Source organism: Bradyrhizobium sp. Leo170 (assembly GCF_004296405.1).
In the GTDB taxonomy this organism is placed as follows: domain Bacteria; phylum Pseudomonadota; class Alphaproteobacteria; order Rhizobiales; family Xanthobacteraceae; genus Bradyrhizobium.
Map to the genome: position 1 here is coordinate 1 of NZ_PSRR01000167.1, position 17444 is coordinate 17444.

Consider the following 17444-nt stretch of genomic DNA (forward strand, 5'->3'; position numbering starts at 1 on the left):
AATCAGAACCGAAAATGCTCTAGGTTGGCACTCGATCCGTGTTCCAGATTTCCATGGTCGCCGGCATCAATGTGGCCTCAATGCGGGAGCGCACACGGATGGGTATCAAGCCATTGACTTCCGGCGCTCAGCGGCGCAGTGCGGAAACCATCTGACGCTCATTTCCTATGGAGTAGGCGGACACATGGCGAAGAGCATGGGGACTGTATCCACCATCGAGTCAGGGCAAACCATTACATTCTCGCTGGCGGTCGGGCCGGTCAGGCAAGCATGCCGACTTCAGACGACTTTTCGGACCCAGAACCAAGCTTTCAGCTACTTGCACAGACATCGAACCGAGTTCGAGCATATCGCTCGCGCGAGACTTGCTCGCGGCGAGCTCGAAGATGGTGTGGTCCAGCTCGTGATGCTTTAGGCAGATTGCTGTGATGGGAGCTTCGCTGGCCCGGAGCGGAGCAGGGCCGCCGATCTTCTTGCCTGAACAGTTGGTTACCGATTCGCCGGGAGTGGCGGTCTATCACCGGCGCTGCGCATGTGATATGCTCGTTGGAGCTGGCGCAGAAAAACAACATCTAAAAACAACAAAAGACAACATTGTGTCCCAGCGTATGGGCGTTGTCTCGGAGCCGGCGGTGAATCGATCGTAATGCGGCCTTCGGCCATAAAGGAACTGCCTGACGAAGGAAAGTGCCTTGCGAGCGCGTGCACGCAGGCTCGGATACGCGATCCATAAGTCGCGCTCACGTTCGATCGACGAAGACAACTTCCGCAAATACGCGCGCGTGAAGGAAGACAGCAATTGCGCGGTGCTTGGCGAGCGTTTCGACGCCTCGCTGGAGGATATCGCCGAATACTTGGGCTGACACCTGATCGCCGCCACCAACGAGCTTGTTGTTGGCGCGTGACCGCGACTTGCAATGTGCCGAGGCAAGGACCGGATGAAGTTTGAAGCCGATCGCCGAGGGCGGGCTGAAATTGTACGGAACGCAACGAGGAGCACTGATCATGGCGCAGCTCGATGATTTCAGATTGATCCGGGAGATCGTTGCAGCCGGCCGCCCCAAGCCGGTGATCGAACACCTTGATAAGACCAGGTATCAGCGCCTCGTCGAGCTAGGTTGGCTGAAGGTATTTCCTCAGGACCCCGGTCATGTGCTCTATCAGGTTACCGAACGCGGGAGAGCCGCTGCCGCGCGCTCCTGAAGGCACGCGCTTCCCAAACGGGCGCGCAGTTGCAGGAATCGGTCGAGAGACTGGCGCCCGTCGCGGTCGGCTTTTTCCTCCTGAAGGCTTCACCGGAATGGCCACAAGGGAACTTTGCTTCGCCGGGTTCCGACCTGTTCCGCGCCGTAATCAGTGAATCTACGCCGTTCGGCGGTCCTACGTCCCGGCCTGAAGCTGCCGCCCTTTTCTCGCCGCCATCATCATTCAGGAAATTGGTGAGGGGCGGGTCTTACGGAGGCGGCTTCTGAAGTCCCGCGTGATCGTCCGACATTCGCTGCAAAACGAAGTGATGATGTCCCGCCGCGCCGTGCTGGGCGGGCTTGCATCCTCTGCGGGCGCACTCGCGCTCGGCGGATGCGCCAGCCTGGGTGCGACCGGCGCGCGCTACGACGCATCGTCGCTGTCGGTGGACCCCACGCTGCTTGTTGCAACCACGCGCAAGCCCGTAAAAGGCGGGCGCGCGAAGCCTTGGTTCGGGCCGGATCGGGCCTCCGCGATGACCGTCGCACGGGCGAAGCTGGTGCCGCCGGACGAGAGCCGTTTCTCCCTGGCGGCGGCGGGGCTCGGCGGTTGGCGTATTGATCAGGTCGAGCCGGTTTCGGGAGACGTCAGCGATCTTCTCGGGCAGGCCGGCGGCGGCGGATCAGACGTCCTGATCTATGTGCATGGCTTCAAGCAGACGTTCGAGACGGCGGCACTCGATGCCGCCCATCTTTCCGATGGCATCCGGTTCCGCGGCCAGACGATGGTGTTCTCCTGGCCGTCAAAGGCGGGATTGTTCGACTACGCCTACGACCGCGACAGCGCAATGTGGTCCCGTGATGATTTCGAACGCGTGCTTCAGGCCATCGTGACGCCCCCGGGCGTCGGCCGCGTCCACATCGTGGCGCACAGCATGGGAACGATGCTGGCGCTCGAAAGCCTGCGCCAGCTCCATGATCGATATGGTGACACCGTTGACGGCAGGATCGGCGCCGTGGTGTTCGCTTCGCCCGACATCGACATGGACGTGTTCTCGTCGGCGATCAACCGGATCGGGCCGCTCGCCCGCAAGATCACGGTGATCACCGCGACGAACGACCGCGCGCTCGCACTTTCGGGGTCGCTCGCCGGCGGCATGACACGCGTCGGCGCCGCCGAGAAAGCCGTCATCGAGAAGCTCGGCGTGCGCGTGGTCGATGCTTCCGACTCGGGCTGGGGCATCATCAACCACGATCTGTTCCTGTCGAATGCAGAGGTGCGGCGGGTGATCCGCCGCCAGATCGACACCTCGGCGGCGTGAACTCGGTCTTCGCGTGGCCGCAGCGCGAGCCACGCGCTGCTATTTGGCCGAATGGTCAGGCTGCGGCCATCCGTGCCGCCACAGGTTGTGGTTCCGCCACAGGTCTCGCCATATCGTTCTGCGAGCGAGCCCTGATGTTTCAGCCATTGCGCGCAGTGTTACGCCACCCAGCAGCAGCCATCGAGCTAGTCTGCTTCGGAGCGCGGGCAGGTGCTGGCGGTATAGGCTCACCTTGCCACGCAGGATCGCGACCCACCGCTCGGAGTCACTCGCCGAACTCGCGCCGCCTTGATGGATGTAGCGCGCAAAGCCAGTGAAGAGCGGAGCGCCCGACAATCTTTTCGCCCTGATGCACAGGTCAACGTCCTCTCCATAGAGGAAGTATTGCTCATTGAACCCGCCCAGCCGGTCCCACAATGCACGGTTGATCAGGAGCGTTGCTCCCGTGAGCGCTGGGACTGCCCGGATGCCGGTCCGGCCCCAGCCGCCGAGCGCATCGGGATCGAGCCACTTGCCACCGGGCCAGTGCCGCAGGCCCAGTGCGAACGCGATCGATTGTCGGAGCGACGGTTCGGCAAGGCAGTTGTGGGGGTCGACGCTACCGTCGTGCCGCATCATCCGTCCGCCGACGATCGCCTCCGCCTCGCTCGCCAGCGAGGCCGCGATCAACTGATCGATCGCATCGGATGCCAGTTCGACGTCCGGATTGACGAGCAGAAGATGGTCGACTTCCTCACCGAAATCGACGGCGAGCCGGTTGACTGAAGCGGCGAATCCGCGATTGACGGGGTTCGCTCTGATCTTCGTGCGGCATTCGGCTTGTCGAACAAGATCGGCCGTGCCGTCCACCGACGCGTTGTCCTCGATTCGAATCGAAAGCTCGGACCAGCAAGATTTCAGCGAAGTGAGGCAGGCTCTGATTTCATCAGCGTTGTTATGCGTGACGATGCATATGCCGATGCGTGGTCGGCGTGGTGCGACCGGTGCAATCGGCGGCGGCTTTGGCCCGATCCACGCGGCGGCATCATCGTTCTCGCCTCGGGTAAGCCGTGCCGAGAGCGCCAGCAGTACGAAGCACGCGAGGGCTGGGCCCTCTCGCCAGAGACGCGCGACATCGCCCAATCGGGACCGGAACGACCTCGTGGGCAGGTTGCCTGGCCGAACATCGTGCAGTCCTGCAAGGGTGCGATTGCCATGGTCCCACCGCCGCTTGGCCCGGATTAGATCCCATCTCCGTGGGAGGTTGAACAGGAAGCCGCCCGCGGCAAGGAGTTTTCGTTCGCTTCTCGCGAAGAGCGAGCGCACGAACAGGTCGTCGGCCGCGATCGGGGGAAACGCGCTCCACCTGCGGCGGCCCGCCGGGTTCGTGGCATAGACGCCGGCTCCGACGACGTCGTTCTCCATCCCGGAGAGACGCGGCCACACTGAGGCGAACCCGCGCTCCAGTCGGCCCTCCGGCCGAACCAGCACCATGGGAGGCGCGACGAGAAGCGGCTCATCGGTGGCCAGGCCTGCGACAATCGCGGCCAAGGTGCCAGGGAGAATGATGGTGTCTGCGTCAAGGTAAAGGACCGCCCCGCCGCGACGTTCGCGATCACCCCGATTGAGCGCCGCCGTCTTGCCCGGACAGGTGTTCGTTACGACGATCAATGTTTGGCGTTCATCCTCGAACGCCCTCAGCAACAACTCAGCGCTCGCCTGATTTTGGCTGGACGCAGGCCCGTTTGCCACCACGATCACGCGAAGGTCGATATCGTGGCCGTCGCACACAAGTGCAACAAGGCATCGCTGAAGCAGCCCAGGATCGCCACCTGCGGGGATGACGACATCGAGGGTGTGGTTCACGATCGTCTCGCCGTTCGCGCCCCGACGCTTTCCGTCAGCCAGGTCGCGCCATAGGCTGCCACGAAGACCGCGAAATCGAACCAGGCCGACGGTCGCAGAAGCGGCCTGAGGACGCCCCTGTAGCGCGGAATCGGATCTGGAGGAGCAAGGTGGGTCGCCCGCGCCAATTCGCGATTGCCACGCAGGTAGCGGCGCCGAGCCCGGATCAATTCGCGCCAGCCTTGCGGCGCCACCACATGGTAGCTCTCCGATGCGAGCAGCAGCCGTTCCTTCGGAGCGAACAGCATCCGGACAAACTTGTCGTCCGACGCGAGTTGCGGGAGCGCGCCCCATCGCCGCCGGCCCTCGGCTGACACCGCATAGGCGCCCATGGTGACGGGCGAAGCATCGCAATAGGGTAAAGCGCACCAATAACGGCAGAACGCGCGCACCACCGGGGAAGGGGAGGGATCGAACCGTGCGCGAGGCGCGGCGAATTGAATGCCTGTGCCCATCGTGAGCGCTGCAAATAAGGCGGAAAGCGCGTACGGGGACAGTCTGGCGTCCTGGTCCAGGTAGAGGCGATGGGTGCCGGCAGCCGCCACCGCCTCGGCCGCGGCTATGGCGGCGCGGCGGGTCGGCGGCGTACGCAGCAATCGCACGTGGAAGTTCCGTGCGCGCAAGCTCGCGACATGCGCGGCCACCGCCGCCTCGCTGTCTTCCCGGCCGTCGTTCAGTGCCAGCAGCACCTCGACGTCGCTCGCTTGCAGTCCGCCATCGTTATCGAAGCGTTGATCGGCAAGCGCAGTCAGGCTCCGGCCTACGGTGTCGGCTCCGTGATACACCGGAATGATCACGGAAAAGCGCGGCACCGCGCCCTGTGCGATGCGCAGAGCAGATCGCAAAGGCGCGGGCTCGAATCCCGGAAGGCGGCGCCTCAGCCGGCTGTTCGACTGGGTGACGTTGCGCGGCCGGATCATGTTCGGACTGAACGAGGCGCGCGAGACCCGCTGGATGTCCGACGCCGAGTTCATCTCCCGGCGCATCATGCAGATGATTTCGTACGGCGTCATCGCAGATGAGCCTGAAATGTGCACGAGCCCGTGATGACGTTGCACTGCCAGCTCTATTGTTGCCAAAGCTGCGTCGGCCAGGCTGATTGGCGATCGCCATTCGTTATCGATCGCGTTGACCGGTTCGTTGCGCTTGAGGCGTGCGGCGATCGTCGTCCATGATGTCTGGCGACAATCGACCGGGAAACCGAACAGCAGCGAGTAGCGGGCGACCAGTCCGCAGCCGTGCTCTATGACGACACGCTCGCCGGCAAGCTTGCTTCTGCCATAGACGTTCGCCGGAAGTGGCACATCGTCTTCATCGTGGAACCCGCCGTTTCCGTCCCACACGAAATCGGACGAGGCATACAGCATCCATCCGTTCGTAGAGGCGGCGTAAGCCGCCATCCTCATCGCGGCGTCAACGTGGAGCGCATGGCAGGAGGCGGGGTCGGACTCGGCGATCAGGGGCGGTACTCCCGCAAGGTGCAGGATGCGCGTCGGGGTCGCGCGTTGCAGCAACTCCATCAAAGCCGCGCCCCTTCTGATATCCACCAATTCGGTGACATGCGCGCCCGGCAGCGGTGAACGGCCAAGCGCATGCACGTAATCGCCAGGGCAGTGACGCGAAAGCGCACTGAGGATATGACCGCCCAACTGCCCCGATGCGCCTGAAATCAGCCAGCGCTGCATCGCATTCTCGGAGATTGTAATATCTGTCAGTAGCCAAATGTCTCGATCAATGGTTGCAATTTTATCGGGTGCCTCCTGAGATATCAAGGAGAATTCGGCTGGCTGCGACGGCTTGCGAGCTGCCGTGAAGAGCGAAACCTCGGCTTGCAAGCTCGATTTCGCTTTGAGCCAAGTGAGGATTTCACTCCCGACGATGTCGAGAAAGCGGTTCGCATCAGTCCGCCGGGCCACGCTTTCGATGGGCCAGAAAATCGAGTGTTAGCGCGGCGCCGCGTTAGCCGCATCGGCGGGCCCCTGAAATCCGGCCAATCGACAGCGGCCACTTAGCAATCTTCGGCCGTCAGGCCGCTGGCACATATTGATATCCCGTGCCCTTCCGCTCGGCCAAGCCCAGGCCGGGATAGGGCCAGTGGAAGCCCAGCATCTTCATCCTGTCGGTCGCGGCGCGGTCGAGCAGCTTCTTCCGGTTGGCGACGGCCGTGCCATTGTCCATGTCGTAGGCGAACTGCCACTCCGGATGAGGAAAATAGACGGCGGGTTCCGTGATCGCGTCGGCCGGAATGAGCAGCCCCTCGCTGCCTGCCAGGACCAAGGAAATATGGCCCGGCGTGTGACCCGAACTGTCCAGTACGCTGAGGCCCGTTACGATGTCATCACCGGGCTTGACCATGGTCACGCGATCCTTGACCGCAGCAAGATTGGTTTGCGCACCCGTGACGAAGATATGCATTTGTTCGGCGAGCTTCGTCGTGAGGTGAGGGTCCATCCAGAAATCCCATTCGACTGCCGAGACGTAGTAGGCGGCATTTGGAAAGTTCAGGGCACCGCCCGCGCCAATCGTGCCCCAGATATGGTCGGGATGCGCATGGGTGAATACGACCTTGGTGATGCTCTTCGGATCAATATTGGCAGCTTTGAGGTTGTCGAGCAGTTTTCCGGCGGTCCCCTGGAAGTTCGCACCAGAGCCGGTATCGAGGAGAATGAGGTCGGACCTGGTGCGGATCAGAGCCGGATTTGTTGCCGGCTTCACCTGATCGGGATCCAAACCAGCCTCTTGTAGAAGCCTGTGAACCTCTTCCCGCGGCGCATCAAGCCCATGGATCGTCGCCGGCAGCACGAGATGGCCATCGCTTAAGACCGTGATTTCGAAGTCGCCTTGCCGGAATCGGTAAGGGGTTGTCTGGGCAGGCGACCGCGTCGCCCGGATTCCGGCGCCAGCGAGACACGCGGCGCCGACCACGACTTGCCGACGACTGAGAGCGAAGCGCATTGGCGTTGGCTGATCGTATTCTGACATCTCCAAGCCTTCCTTCCCCGACGCCTGATCCGATCGGAACGCGACTGTCGTCGCCCACGCTCCAAGCCGGCCGGCCTGTTTTCGTTAGAATGGTGGCAGTAAGCTGTATTCTCCAAACCTACAGCACATTGCGCCGATCGCAACCCGTGCCGCCTTCGCGCTTGGTTACGGCAAATCGAAAGCCATAATAGTGCACGCGCCAAAATCGGGGTTGAGGCCATCGAACGACGATGGCCTATTATGCCATACGCCATTTTTTGAACGATCCGCGAGGACGCCAATGCCAACGAGAAATGTTGTGCTGACCGAGCGCCAGGAAGAACTCATTGACACCCTCGTCAAGTCCGGCCGCTATCAGAACGCCGGCGAAGTGCTGCGTGACGGGTTGCGGCTGGTGGAGCAACGCGAGGCGGAGGACGCGGGCAAGCTGAAGGCCTTACGCGCTGCGGCTCGCCTCGGCGTTGGTGCATTGGACCGAGGCGAATTCAAAGAATTCAGGAATATCGAAGACCTGCAAGCCCATCTGAACGAGCTCTCGGAGAAGGTCATCTCCGGAACAGCCGAATAGGGCCTGTATGGCCGAGCATAGATGGCGCGTCCGTCTCGGCGCTGCTGCCGAACTCGACTTTGCGAACATCCTGAAATGGACCACCGAGAATTTTGGCGCGCGACAATCGCGCGTCTATCGGGACACGCTCGTTCAGGCGATTGATGTCGCAGGCTCCAAGGCCCGGGACGCGATCATGCCGGGTCTTCGCACGCTCCATGTTGAGCGACGCGGTCGTCGCGGAAGCTACTTCATCATGTACCGGGTAGCGCTAAAGAGCACGATCGAAATCGTGCGCATCCTCCACGACAGGATGGACCTTCAGCGCCATGCTCGATTTGCCCCCGACGAGGACAAATAGAGCGCCACTTCGCATCATGTGGAAAAGCGTACTCCTGCGCACGCCGGTGCTCGCACCAAGCGCAAAACGGCAGGTTCTGGAGTGCCCAGGGGTGTACGAAGGGCGGACCGGAGAGATTCGAATTCGCGACCCTCGGAATCGAAATCCGATGCTCTATCAAGCTTAGCTACGAGCGCGTGCCGTCCTGGCGGCGGTCGTTTTCGGACCTGGTCTTCGAGAATGGCTCGCCACCTGCGGCGATGGTCATTATAGCAATCGCATGCTCGACTTCGCCGCACAATATGAAGCATTTCGACGCCGCGATCCGGCGTGGGACGGGCTGGTGTTCGTGGCGGTCAAGACGACGGGAGTGTATTGCCGGCCCGTCTGCCCGGTGCGAACGCCGCTCTCGCGGAATGTGAGGTTTTATCGCAGCGCCGCTGCCGCGGAACACGCGGGTTTTCGACCTTGCCTCCGCTGCCGTCCGGAGGCCGCTCCTTTCTGCCCGGCCTGGAAGGGGACCAGGACGACGGTCGAACGTGCACTGGCGCTCATCGAAAACGGCGCACTTGATCGGAGCAATATCGAAGCATTGGCCGATCGTCTCGGAGTAGGACCCCGGCACCTGGCGCGGCTGTTTGCCGAGCACCTCGATGCATCGCCTCTGCAAGTCGCGCTTTCGCTTCGTGTTCAACGTGCAAAGCGTCTCCTCGATGAAAGCGATCTTCCAATTCCTCTCATCGCCAAGCGTGCCGGGTTTTCGAGTGCAAGGCGCATGAGCGCATCTTTCAGCCGGATCTATGGCCGGTCACCATCGGCGTTTCGCAAGAAAGCGTCGCCAAGGACGATAACGAGCTGAGCGAGACGGAGTGAGATACGATGCTGACCAAGACCTTCGGGACGGTGGATGCCGAGACACAGAAGACGATGAGTGGACTGGAGTTTGTGCAGGGCCTTGCCAGCGGCACGATTCCTCTCAACACCTTGGCGCGAACGTTGGGATACGACGTGGCCGAGGCTACGCGCGGTCGTGTTGTCGTGACGCTCATTCCAACCGACGCACACCTAAATCCAGCCGGCACGGTCCATGGCGGCCTCACGGCGACGCTGCTCGATAGCTGCATGGGGCTCGCCGTCCAATCGACGCTGGACCAGGGCGTGGCTCAGACAACGCTCGAATTCAAGATTTCCCTTGTGCGCCCAATCACGCCGGAAACGGGCCAGATCAGGGCCGAAGGAATGGTTTTGAATTGTGGGCGCCGTATCGGCACGGCCGAAGGGCGCGTCACGGACGGCAAGGGCCGATTGCTTGCTCATGGCACGACGACCTGTCTCATTTTTCCGAGTTGAACTATGGATGCCCGCTGTACCCGGATCGTAGAACCGACGTGAGATGGCGAAGTTCTTCGGGGAGAGTTTGCACGCCAACTCAGCAAAGCCGCCAGCGGCGCTAACAAAGAGGGCACTGCGACCTGGCGAAGGTGAAGTACGATCGTCAGATTATGGCAATCGCCAAGTAGAGGGAGGCGACTGCATCTACTCGATCCTGTCATCGGTCAGGTGCTTCAGCATCGCCTCACACGCATTCTCGGCTTCAGCGAAGGTTTTGAACGGCGAACCGCCCACTCTGATCGCAGGCCTGTTCAGATCGATGGGACGCCACGAGGCAACAAAGCCGGGCTCTCCGTGAAGGCCCGGGCCGGTCCGGCTCTCATTACTGATCACGAACGAGAACCCGCGGCTTATCGCGCTCCAAATTTGGAAGTCTTCCGTCGGACCGATGATGCGGCTGAACTGCATGATGCATCCGAAGCCCACACTTTGAAAAGGATATCGCTTCGCCGATCCGGAAACATGCAGCGCTATTGACGTAACGACTGTTTTTCCCCAGCCGTTGGCCAATCAGCTCGCACAGCTCGGCGACATCGCCGGTCGGATAGTACGCGCTGAGGTAATACGTGCTTAAGGTCTTGCCGGAGCGCGGCAAAACCCGGCGCCGTATACGGCCGGCTTGGCCTTGTCCTGAAAAAGAAACGAGTAGTTGATTTTCTCGATGTGAATGCGGTCCGTCTGTTTCGGCTCGACGGCACGCGCGAGCTTCACGAGCCGGCGAGCGGCTTTCTCCGGATCGGCATAGGGGGGTCTAACGCTGGCTTGGACAAGGCATTGTACTGCTCGTCGGAGCCCAGATCCCCTGTTTGCCTTTTCACGACCTGTTCCAGCTCAAGCGCCTCGATGGCAAGCTCATCCGCCAAACGCTTAAGCAGCTCGCGTTTATTTGGATCCGTCGCCGACATGGCCATGACGGCACAATTGTTGGCATCAGCCCGGAGCTGGTGCAATTTTCCGCTGAGGTCCTTCATGGCTCACGTCCTCGTTGGCCTGTGCGCTACGCGGACATGGGAGTCTAGACAATCGACGCTAAGTCTCTGTTCGGTTGAGCACAGTTCGCTATTATTTTTGCGCGGGGGAGCTGCATAGGGGGGTGCGCCCACAGACCCTGCGGCGCATTAGGATGCATCCAAGCTGAACCCCTGGCCAGCACTTTGCGGAGCTGAGTGATGCGTTTTTGCCCGTCAATTGCACGGGCGGTGCCGAAACGGGCCAAACGAAAAAGATGCAAGGAATACAATATCTTAGGTGGTGCGGCGCGCCACGGCAGACGAGGATGGGCTCTATTGCTTCGCCGTGGCGCTATGATGCGGCGGCCGCTGCGCGTTCCAACCGGCAAATCTCGGACCGCCTGCGATTTTGCGATACGCTTGCAAATAGTCTTCGGCTGGCGGCCCCATTATGACTGACACGGCAGATACTGCGAATGTCATTGTCCGGCCGCCGATCGCGTGGGTGCTAGCGGTGCTTGCCGGTCTCGCGCTCAACTGGCTCATACCCTTGCCGTTCTTGCCGGCCGTGGTTGCTGCAGGCTGGCTCGGCGCGATAGTGTTTGTCGTTGCGGTGGCGCTGGTCGCGTGGGCGATCACTACCATGACCCGGGCCGGCTCGAATGTGCCCACCAACTTGCCGTCCACGACCATCGTGGAGACTGGCCCCTACCGCTTCACGCGCAACCCCATCTATCTCGGCATGGTACTGGGGCTCATCGGCTTGGCCATTGCCTTCAACAACCTCTGGCTGTTGATGACGCTGGTGCCCTTCGCGCTTGTCATTCGCTACGGTGTGATCACCCGCGAGGAAGCCTATCTCGAGCGCAAGTTCGGGAACGTCTATCGCCGCTACCGCGCGCGGGTACGGCGCTGGCTATAGGGCTTGTCGGACAAAATGCGGGGCCGGGGAGGCCGTATCTTGCCGTTCCCGCTACGCACAACGACATGGCACGGGTCCCTGGAAGGCGTATAATCGTGGGGTCCTTCGCGCATCATGATCAACGTCACGTGGAGGTGGCCATGAAATATGTGCTGCTTGGTAGTCTGAGCCCGGAGTGGGCAAGCAAGCAATCGGAGCGGATCGGCAAGGCCAAGGCAAAACTCGACAAGCTGGGCATCAAGGTCGAGTCGATCCACTACACGCAGGGCTATTACGATTTCGTCGACATCGTCGATGCCCCGAATGAGGGAGCGATGCTCGCGTTCTCCGTCTGGTACGCCACCCAGGGTCTGGGGCGGATCCAGAGTATGCCGGCCTTCGACGCAAAGAGCTTCGAAACCGCGCTCAAGGATGCGGCGAGCTAACATCTTCGTCGGCCGTGGCGCACCCATCGGTCTCGGCTAGCCAGCCCAAACCGTTGTTTCTTGATCTGAGGGCTGTTGGCATCGCTGCATTGGCGCCGATCGCTTCAGTTGCTGGCTGAAATGCCAGGTTTCGGATCACTGCGATCACTAAGGTAGGCGCCGCGCCAGGTTCAAGTTCCTGGCCTTGTCCAGATTGCGGGCCTTTTCCAGCGCGGCTGCGCTCGGCAAGAGGGCCGACGCGAGGTCAGTCTCGGTGAAATCGGCGCCTGCGAGATTGGTGTTGGACAAGTCGGCTCCCGAAAGGTCGGCACCGCTAAGATTGCAATTCGCCAGATTGGCGTTCTGCAGCTGCGCGAATTCGAGATCGGCGCGCGCGAGATTGGCGCCGTTCAGATCGGCATTCCTGAGATCGGCGGATTTGAGCACGCCACGCATCAAGCCCATCGATTGGTTGCGCATATCAGCGCTCAAATCGGCGCCAGCAAGCTTAGCCCCGATCAAGCTGGCACCAGAAAGATCCGCGGTTATGCGAGCGCTGTTCAAATCGGCGCCGCCAAGCTTGGCGCGCTGCATCTGCGTGCCGAGGAGTGATGCATTTACGAGAGACGCCCCGGTCAAATCCGCGTCGATGAGCCAAGCCTGGTTGAGGATGGCACGATAGAAGCGTGCGCCTTTCAGGCTAGTCCGGTTGAGCTTGACGAGGCGGAGATTGCTGCCGGAGAAGTCGAGCCCCGAGAGATCGAGTTGCGACAGCCGCTTTCCTTGCAAATCCGCAGAGCTCTGGCCCGCGGCGTCTTGAGGCGCCGCCTTGAGAAGCGTCTCGACCTCGGCCCGCGTCATCTCGGATGTCGACATTTCGGGGCTGTTGAGGTCGACGCTGCGCAGCATGTCCTGCGACACGGCGTCGATGGGATCCACCAACAGCGCCGTCATCGACACAAGAGCAAACGCGTGACGAAACAGCATCGCTGTCTCTCCGCTTTCCAGTAACCCGGCATTGTCTCTTGCATTTTTTCGGGTTGGTCGCACCGTCACGTTAGCCGGTCGAGGTGCGCCTCCGGGCGACGCGAGAGTATGAAACCGGATTACGGTCCTCGCAATGCCCGTGATCGCCCCGTCCGAGGAAAAGCTGCTCGAGAAGGCGAAGTGCCAGATCGCAGTCTATCGCTGTCCTGGCGATTTGAGCGCGCACCCGGGCCCCGGCATCATAGCGCCACGGCGAAGCAGTGGCGCCTATCTTCATCGGCTGTGGCGCACCGCGCCGGGTGATGATGAGAACTATGTTTACGCTATAGCACTCTAAGGCCCCTCTCGGAGCAGATAGAGGAGATCTGTCCCGCCTCACATGCTGGTTTGCGACTATGCAGGAAGGCCGAGCGTGACCTGGCGCAGGATGTAGGAATGAGTATCGGCGGGCGATACCATCTGAAAGTGGTCTAGATATGTTTAGCCGGCCAGTCGGTTTTCCGTGACACTGGCCCGCGACCTTCAGAATATGATAGCTCGCGGCAAGGAAGCCGGTGCTGGTTTATCAAGCGGCCCCGCAGGCGGCGGAATAGTTAGAGCCAGCGGCGAACCTCGGCTTTGTAGCGGCGGTAGTCGTCGCCGAACTTCGCTTCGAGATAGCGCTCCTCGCGGGCGATCACCTGCGTCTGGATCGCGATCAGCACCAACGGGAGCAAGGCGAAGGCGATCGGCCCGTCGAAGCCGATCGCAAGGCCGGCATAGATAAGCGCCATGCCGAGATACATGGGATTGCGGGTCCACCGATAGGGACCGGTCTTTGCGATGAGGGTCGTTGGCTGCGACGGGCGAACGTTGGTGCCCAGCCGCCGGAACAGCCCCGCCGCCGCAAGCATCACCGCCGCGCCGGCAACGAACAGCAGCGCGCCTGCTGCGACCAGCAACCGCCAGTCGATACCGAAAGAGCGCAGGGTGACGAACCGCTCCGCCGCCAGCCCCAACAGCAGCGCTCCCAGATAGATGAAGGGCGGAGGGAAGCGCACACCCGCGCTGTCCGGTTCGACGGCCATGCTCATCCTCCAATCTGTGCTCTCAAACCAGCATCGACTGCTGGGCGAAGATGCCCGCCATCGCGCCTTGCCATGATGCCGTGGTGACCGAGGGGATGACGGGGTTGGTGAGGTCGCCAGCGGCGTAGATGCCGGGCATGCTGGTCTCGCGCCGCTCGTCGACCTTGAGGACGATGCCGAGGGGCGTATCGACCGTGGCGAGACCCAGTGATTCATGCAGGCTTGCGGACGGCTTGTTGCGCGGATGCGCGAACAGGATGTCGACCGCGACATCGGGGCCGGTATTGAGCTTGAGGGTGGCGCCATGCCCCCCGTGATGGGCGACCTCGGTGATCCGGCCGTCGACGACAGGTGTGTTGCGACGCTCCAGATCGGCCCGGATATCGGGCGGAATGTCGTGACCATCAGCGAAGACGGTCAACCTGTCGGTCCAGTCATGGAACAGCCTGACCTGATTCATCGACTGCGGACCCGACCAGACAAGGCCCCAGTGCTGGCCGGCGACTTCAAAGCCATCGCAATAGGGGCAGGGCACGATGGATGTGCCCCAGCTTTCGGCAAAGCCCGGAACAGCAGGCATCTGGTCGACAACGCCATAACTCAGGATCAAGCGGCGCGCGCCAAGGCTTTCGCCATTGCCAGTGAGGACGGAGAAATCGTCGATGCCGCCGGAGACGCTGTCGGCCCGCGCACTGACCAGCTTGATCGCGGGATAACGCGCCAGTTGCTGCCGCGCCTCGGCCAGGATGTCCAGCGGTGGCTTGTGATCGTGGCCGAGCAGCCCATGCGAATGGCCGGCGAAGCGATTGCGCGGCAGGCCGGTATCGAGAACGGTGACCTTGCGGCGGGCACGGCCGAGCTGCAGAGCGGCTGCGAGGCCGGCAAAGCTGCCGCCGATGATGATGACGTCATCCATGGTGATAGGCTCCTTGTTGTGGATGGAAGAGGGTGGGCCGGACTTGGCGGTGGCCGGGGCGCGGGCGATGCCGATGGCGGAAAGCGCCGCGGCCAGCTTCAGCAGGGTTCGTCGCTGCATGGATCTCTCGTATTTCAGGCCGTCGATCGTCCGACAAATGCGCTTGCACATTTTGGATACTACATGGTATCGTAATACGAGAATTACGATACTGTCAAGGACTGGAATTGTCGTGACCGAAAACAGACAGGGCCGGCGCGGCCGGCCCACCAACGAGGCGCTTGGCCAAACGATCGTCGACACCGCGGGCGAACTTTTTGCAGAACTGGGTTTTCAAGCGACGACATTGGACAAGGTCGCCCAGCGAGCGAAGATATCCAAGCTCAGCATCTATCGGCACTTCGAGAACAAGGAGGCGCTGTTCAGGGCGGCCATCGCGGCCGGCTGCCATCAGTTGTTTGCACCACAGGCCCTTCTTGAAGGCGTCGACGGTTCGGTCGAAGATCAGCTCATGGCGGTGGGATCATCACTGCTTCGCACGCTGTTGAGATCAGACGTCCGCAGTGTCGAAGCCATGGTCATGGCCGACAAGACGAACCAAAAGTCGCTAAGCAAGCTCCATTACGAAGCCGGCCCCGCCCATGTCATCGCCCAAATCGAGGCCCTGTTGCGTCAGTTGCACACGAAGGCGCTTCTGAACGTGCCCGATCCTCTCCGGTCAGCCCGCTTGTTTGCGGCGCTGTTCAAAGGATCCGATCTCCTAATTATCGCACGTTTCGATGAGGCGAGAGCAGAGGACGACAACGAAATCGAATCTTATTGCCGGTCTGCCGTCGCCATGTTCATCGCCGCGCACGGTGGCAGCGATCACGCGGGGGGATAGCCTAGGAGTACTTGCATGATATTTTGGATGCTCTAATTGACATCAACGCGAATATCATCATTGGCAGCGGGCTGACCGGCGGAGTAACCGCTACCCCCCATCGGCAAAATAGATGGCGCATAGAAGCCACTCAAAGCCCATACCGGTGCCTGCGGCGGGTAAAAAAGACCGTTCGACCGGAAGCGATTCGAACTCTTCTGCCGCCAAACACCGCCATTTGTATGCCTTTCCGTCCGGCGGTTGTTCACCGCTCTTACGTAGGCGTAGTTTCGGAGGTTATCGGCGGCAATAGAGGGCAATCGGCGGAATTTGGCGCGCTCGGAGAGATTCGAACTCCCGACCCTCGGAATCGAAATCCGATGCTCTATCCAGCTGAGCTACGAGCGCGTGCCTTGGAGCATGATCCGGAAAAGTAGAAACCGGTTTTCCCTCGCGACAAACGCGAAGCGTTTGCACGGAGATCATGCTCAGACAGAGAAGTCAGATCATGGATCCGACTCGGTATGGTCGGATCATGATCCAAGCGTCGATTATCAGGTTTGGGCCGGAACGGCCAGCGCGTGGAGCGGAAAAGGTGCCCTGCGCACGGCGTCCCGCCCGGTGGGGCCTTCAGAAACAGGGATGCCGGCGGCCGTCCTGGCCGATATAGGCGGAGGCGCTCTGGCGGCATTTTACCGCCGTCGGGCCGTCGTAATAGGCGAACGTGCCGGGCGTCGCGCCCGGGCCGTAATTGTGGAGGTAGCTGATCTGATAGGGCAGGTGCCCGGCGTGGTGCCGGTGGTGGTGGTGATGGCGGTAATGGCGGGCGTCGGCCACGCTTGGGGCGGCAGCCATGGCGGCAAGAACCGCCGCGGCGGCCAAAAACTTCAGTCTGGGCATTGTGCGTCTCCAGGGCCAGCCGGGGCGATTCTGGCCGATCCAGCCTTTCATTTAGCTCGGTTTGGAGGGAAAAACTGCGGGAAATAGGCCACATCACGTCAATTTTTGGCCCATTCTGGATGCTTAACGGTTTCCCAACACAGTCCGGCCAGAGTTTTGGGGTCTGGTCCGGGGCCCGCAGCCGGCTTTGTTTGAGGCGACCAAGGCTACTGTCACATTGTTCATGCGCATCACGCTTCTCGCCCTGTTGTTCCTTGCTCTCGCGATGGCGCCGGCGCGTGCCGTCCTGCACATCACGCGCGACCATGGCGGCTATGTCGATGAGTACAAGGCCAAGTACAAGCGCATCCGCGAGCGCGGCGAGCGCGTCATCATCGACGGTATCTGCAATTCCGCCTGCACGCTCGTGTTCGGCATCGTGCCGATGAACAAGATCTGTGTCACGCCCAGGGCAAGCGTCGGTTTCCACCAGGCCTATTACGACAAGGCCTTCACCTTCGGCATCAAGGTCACGAGCCTCGATGGCACCTCCGACCTGATGTCCTATTACCCACAGACGGTGAAGGACTGGATCCGCCGCAACGGTGGGCTGACCACCGAAATGAAGAAGATCAAGAACGGCATCGAACTCTGGAAGATCGTCGATCCCTGCCCGGAAGAGTGGTAGGGCGGGCCGGTTTTGGCCGTTCGTGTCGCCACATTCCTCAGCCGTCATTCCGGGGCGATGCGAAGCATCGAGCCCGGAATCCATCAGGCCACAGGCGCGGGCGGTGAAATGGATTCCG

21 protein-coding genes and 1 tRNA gene are annotated in these 17444 nt (G+C 61.4%); 12 read left to right on the plus strand and 10 right to left on the minus strand.

The window, feature by feature from the left end; translation table 11 throughout:
- The 4 genes from CWO89_RS49645 to CWO89_RS25075 form a co-directional block, all read left to right on the plus strand.
- Positions 1–415: hypothetical protein (locus tag CWO89_RS49645; protein WP_502702914.1), on the plus strand; the 415-nt coding region annotated here is incomplete at its 5' end.
- Positions 416–692: 277 nt separating this feature from the next.
- Positions 693–863, plus strand: coding sequence for a hypothetical protein (locus tag CWO89_RS46150; RefSeq protein ID WP_165421330.1), 171 nt, complete (start codon positions 693–695; stop codon positions 861–863).
- A gap of 82 nt (positions 864–945) precedes the next feature.
- Complete coding sequence (locus CWO89_RS25070) at positions 946–1203, plus strand: TenA/THI-4 family protein (RefSeq protein WP_245476531.1); 258 nt, start codon at positions 946–948, stop codon at positions 1201–1203.
- Between the two features lie 313 nt (positions 1204–1516).
- Positions 1517–2506 (plus strand): alpha/beta hydrolase, encoded by a 990-nt coding sequence (locus CWO89_RS25075; RefSeq protein WP_165421331.1) that lies wholly within the window; start codon positions 1517–1519, stop codon positions 2504–2506.
- 39 nt (positions 2507–2545) lie between these two features.
- On the opposite strand, the gene CWO89_RS25080 is transcribed toward CWO89_RS25075, so the two are convergent.
- The 3 genes from CWO89_RS25080 to CWO89_RS25090 form a co-directional block, all read right to left on the minus strand.
- Positions 2546–4351 carry a glycosyltransferase family 2 protein gene (locus CWO89_RS25080; RefSeq protein WP_165421332.1) on the minus strand — a complete coding sequence of 602 codons (1806 nt, stop codon included), beginning with the start codon at positions 4349–4351 and terminating at the stop codon, positions 2546–2548.
- Positions 4348–6075: a sugar nucleotide-binding protein gene (locus tag CWO89_RS25085; protein WP_130581347.1), complete on the minus strand. Its 1728-nt coding sequence runs from the start codon at positions 6073–6075 to the stop codon at positions 4348–4350. Before CWO89_RS25085 ends, CWO89_RS25080 begins: the two co-directional genes overlap by 4 nt.
- A gap of 340 nt (positions 6076–6415) precedes the next feature.
- Complete coding sequence (locus CWO89_RS25090; RefSeq protein ID WP_245476533.1) at positions 6416–7345, minus strand: MBL fold metallo-hydrolase; 930 nt, start codon at positions 7343–7345, stop codon at positions 6416–6418.
- Positions 7346–7652: 307 nt separating this feature from the next.
- Here CWO89_RS25090 and CWO89_RS25095 point away from each other — a divergent pair, with 307 nt between their 5' ends.
- The 4 genes from CWO89_RS25095 to CWO89_RS25110 all read left to right on the plus strand — a co-directional run bounded on the left by CWO89_RS25095 (position 7653) and on the right by CWO89_RS25110 (position 9609).
- On the plus strand, positions 7653–7940 hold the full coding sequence (locus tag CWO89_RS25095) for a type II toxin-antitoxin system ParD family antitoxin (RefSeq protein ID WP_130581349.1): 288 nt from the start codon (positions 7653–7655) through the stop codon (positions 7938–7940).
- Positions 7941–7947: 7 nt separating this feature from the next.
- Positions 7948–8280 carry a type II toxin-antitoxin system RelE/ParE family toxin gene (locus tag CWO89_RS25100; RefSeq protein WP_130581350.1) on the plus strand — a complete coding sequence of 111 codons (333 nt, stop codon included), beginning with the start codon at positions 7948–7950 and terminating at the stop codon, positions 8278–8280.
- A gap of 259 nt (positions 8281–8539) precedes the next feature.
- Positions 8540–9118, plus strand: coding sequence for a bifunctional transcriptional activator/DNA repair enzyme AdaA (locus CWO89_RS25105; protein WP_130581351.1), 579 nt, complete (start codon positions 8540–8542; stop codon positions 9116–9118).
- A 20-nt stretch (positions 9119–9138) separates the two neighbouring features.
- Positions 9139–9609, plus strand: coding sequence for a PaaI family thioesterase (locus tag CWO89_RS25110; protein WP_130581352.1), 471 nt, complete (start codon positions 9139–9141; stop codon positions 9607–9609).
- A gap of 186 nt (positions 9610–9795) precedes the next feature.
- Here the strand turns inward: CWO89_RS25110 and CWO89_RS25115 are convergent, their stop codons facing one another.
- Positions 9796–10059 (minus strand): hypothetical protein, encoded by a 264-nt coding sequence (locus CWO89_RS25115; protein ID WP_130581353.1) that lies wholly within the window; start codon positions 10057–10059, stop codon positions 9796–9798.
- 299 nt (positions 10060–10358) lie between these two features.
- Positions 10359–10622, minus strand: coding sequence for a hypothetical protein (locus CWO89_RS25120; RefSeq protein WP_130581354.1), 264 nt, complete (start codon positions 10620–10622; stop codon positions 10359–10361).
- Positions 10623–11052: 430 nt separating this feature from the next.
- Here CWO89_RS25120 and CWO89_RS25125 point away from each other — a divergent pair, with 430 nt between their 5' ends.
- Together CWO89_RS25125 and CWO89_RS25130 are read left to right on the plus strand one after the other, a co-directional pair.
- Positions 11053–11523: a methyltransferase family protein gene (locus CWO89_RS25125; protein WP_130581355.1), complete on the plus strand. Its 471-nt coding sequence runs from the start codon at positions 11053–11055 to the stop codon at positions 11521–11523.
- A 140-nt stretch (positions 11524–11663) separates the two neighbouring features.
- Positions 11664–11948, plus strand: a complete 285-nt coding sequence (locus tag CWO89_RS25130) for a GYD domain-containing protein (RefSeq protein ID WP_130581356.1) — start codon at positions 11664–11666, stop codon at positions 11946–11948.
- A 147-nt stretch (positions 11949–12095) separates the two neighbouring features.
- Here CWO89_RS25130 and CWO89_RS25135 read toward each other — a convergent pair whose 3' ends face one another.
- The 3 genes from CWO89_RS25135 to CWO89_RS25145 form a co-directional block, all read right to left on the minus strand.
- On the minus strand, positions 12096–12914 hold the full coding sequence (locus CWO89_RS25135) for a pentapeptide repeat-containing protein (protein WP_130581357.1): 819 nt from the start codon (positions 12912–12914) through the stop codon (positions 12096–12098).
- A 593-nt stretch (positions 12915–13507) separates the two neighbouring features.
- Positions 13508–13981, minus strand: a complete 474-nt coding sequence (locus CWO89_RS25140) for a methyltransferase family protein (protein ID WP_130581358.1) — start codon at positions 13979–13981, stop codon at positions 13508–13510.
- A gap of 22 nt (positions 13982–14003) precedes the next feature.
- On the minus strand, positions 14004–14897 hold the full coding sequence (locus CWO89_RS25145) for an NAD(P)/FAD-dependent oxidoreductase (RefSeq protein WP_165421333.1): 894 nt from the start codon (positions 14895–14897) through the stop codon (positions 14004–14006).
- 232 nt (positions 14898–15129) lie between these two features.
- Between CWO89_RS25145 and CWO89_RS25150 the strand changes: the two genes are divergently transcribed.
- Positions 15130–15780 (plus strand): TetR/AcrR family transcriptional regulator, encoded by a 651-nt coding sequence (locus CWO89_RS25150; RefSeq protein ID WP_130581360.1) that lies wholly within the window; start codon positions 15130–15132, stop codon positions 15778–15780.
- A gap of 310 nt (positions 15781–16090) precedes the next feature.
- Here the strand turns inward: CWO89_RS25150 and CWO89_RS25155 are convergent.
- A tRNA-Arg gene (locus CWO89_RS25155) sits at positions 16091–16167 on the minus strand.
- A gap of 222 nt (positions 16168–16389) precedes the next feature.
- Entirely contained in the window at positions 16390–16659 is a 270-nt protein-coding gene (locus CWO89_RS25160; protein WP_130581361.1) for a hypothetical protein, read from the minus strand.
- 223 nt (positions 16660–16882) lie between these two features.
- On the opposite strand from CWO89_RS25160, the gene CWO89_RS25165 reads away from it, so the two are divergent.
- Positions 16883–17326 (plus strand): hypothetical protein, encoded by a 444-nt coding sequence (locus CWO89_RS25165; protein ID WP_130581362.1) that lies wholly within the window; start codon positions 16883–16885, stop codon positions 17324–17326.
- The last annotated feature ends 118 nt before the right edge of the window (positions 17327–17444 follow it).

Coding starts and splice junctions, on each gene's coding strand:
- CWO89_RS25145 (WP_165421333.1), bottom strand. CDS start 14,897: ATGGATGACGTCATCATCATCGGCGGCAGCTTTGCCGGCCTCGCAGCC.
- CWO89_RS25135 (WP_130581357.1), bottom strand. CDS start 12,914: ATGCTGTTTCGTCACGCGTTTGCTCTTGTGTCGATGACGGCGCTGTTG.
- CWO89_RS25165 (WP_130581362.1), top strand. CDS start 16,883: ATGCGCATCACGCTTCTCGCCCTGTTGTTCCTTGCTCTCGCGATGGCG.
- CWO89_RS25160 (WP_130581361.1), bottom strand. CDS start 16,659: ATGCCCAGACTGAAGTTTTTGGCCGCCGCGGCGGTTCTTGCCGCCATG.
- CWO89_RS25110 (WP_130581352.1), top strand. CDS start 9,139: ATGCTGACCAAGACCTTCGGGACGGTGGATGCCGAGACACAGAAGACG.
- CWO89_RS25095 (WP_130581349.1), top strand. CDS start 7,653: ATGCCAACGAGAAATGTTGTGCTGACCGAGCGCCAGGAAGAACTCATT.
- CWO89_RS25075 (WP_165421331.1), top strand. CDS start 1,517: ATGTCCCGCCGCGCCGTGCTGGGCGGGCTTGCATCCTCTGCGGGCGCA.
- CWO89_RS25090 (WP_245476533.1), bottom strand. CDS start 7,345: ATGCGCTTCGCTCTCAGTCGTCGGCAAGTCGTGGTCGGCGCCGCGTGT.
- CWO89_RS25105 (WP_130581351.1), top strand. CDS start 8,540: ATGCTCGACTTCGCCGCACAATATGAAGCATTTCGACGCCGCGATCCG.
- CWO89_RS25125 (WP_130581355.1), top strand. CDS start 11,053: ATGACTGACACGGCAGATACTGCGAATGTCATTGTCCGGCCGCCGATC.
- CWO89_RS25115 (WP_130581353.1), bottom strand. CDS start 10,059: ATGCAGTTCAGCCGCATCATCGGTCCGACGGAAGACTTCCAAATTTGG.
- CWO89_RS25130 (WP_130581356.1), top strand. CDS start 11,664: ATGAAATATGTGCTGCTTGGTAGTCTGAGCCCGGAGTGGGCAAGCAAG.
- CWO89_RS25120 (WP_130581354.1), bottom strand. CDS start 10,622: ATGAAGGACCTCAGCGGAAAATTGCACCAGCTCCGGGCTGATGCCAAC.
- CWO89_RS25085 (WP_130581347.1), bottom strand. CDS start 6,075: ATGCAGCGCTGGCTGATTTCAGGCGCATCGGGGCAGTTGGGCGGTCAT.
- CWO89_RS25140 (WP_130581358.1), bottom strand. CDS start 13,981: ATGGCCGTCGAACCGGACAGCGCGGGTGTGCGCTTCCCTCCGCCCTTC.
- CWO89_RS25100 (WP_130581350.1), top strand. CDS start 7,948: ATGGCCGAGCATAGATGGCGCGTCCGTCTCGGCGCTGCTGCCGAACTC.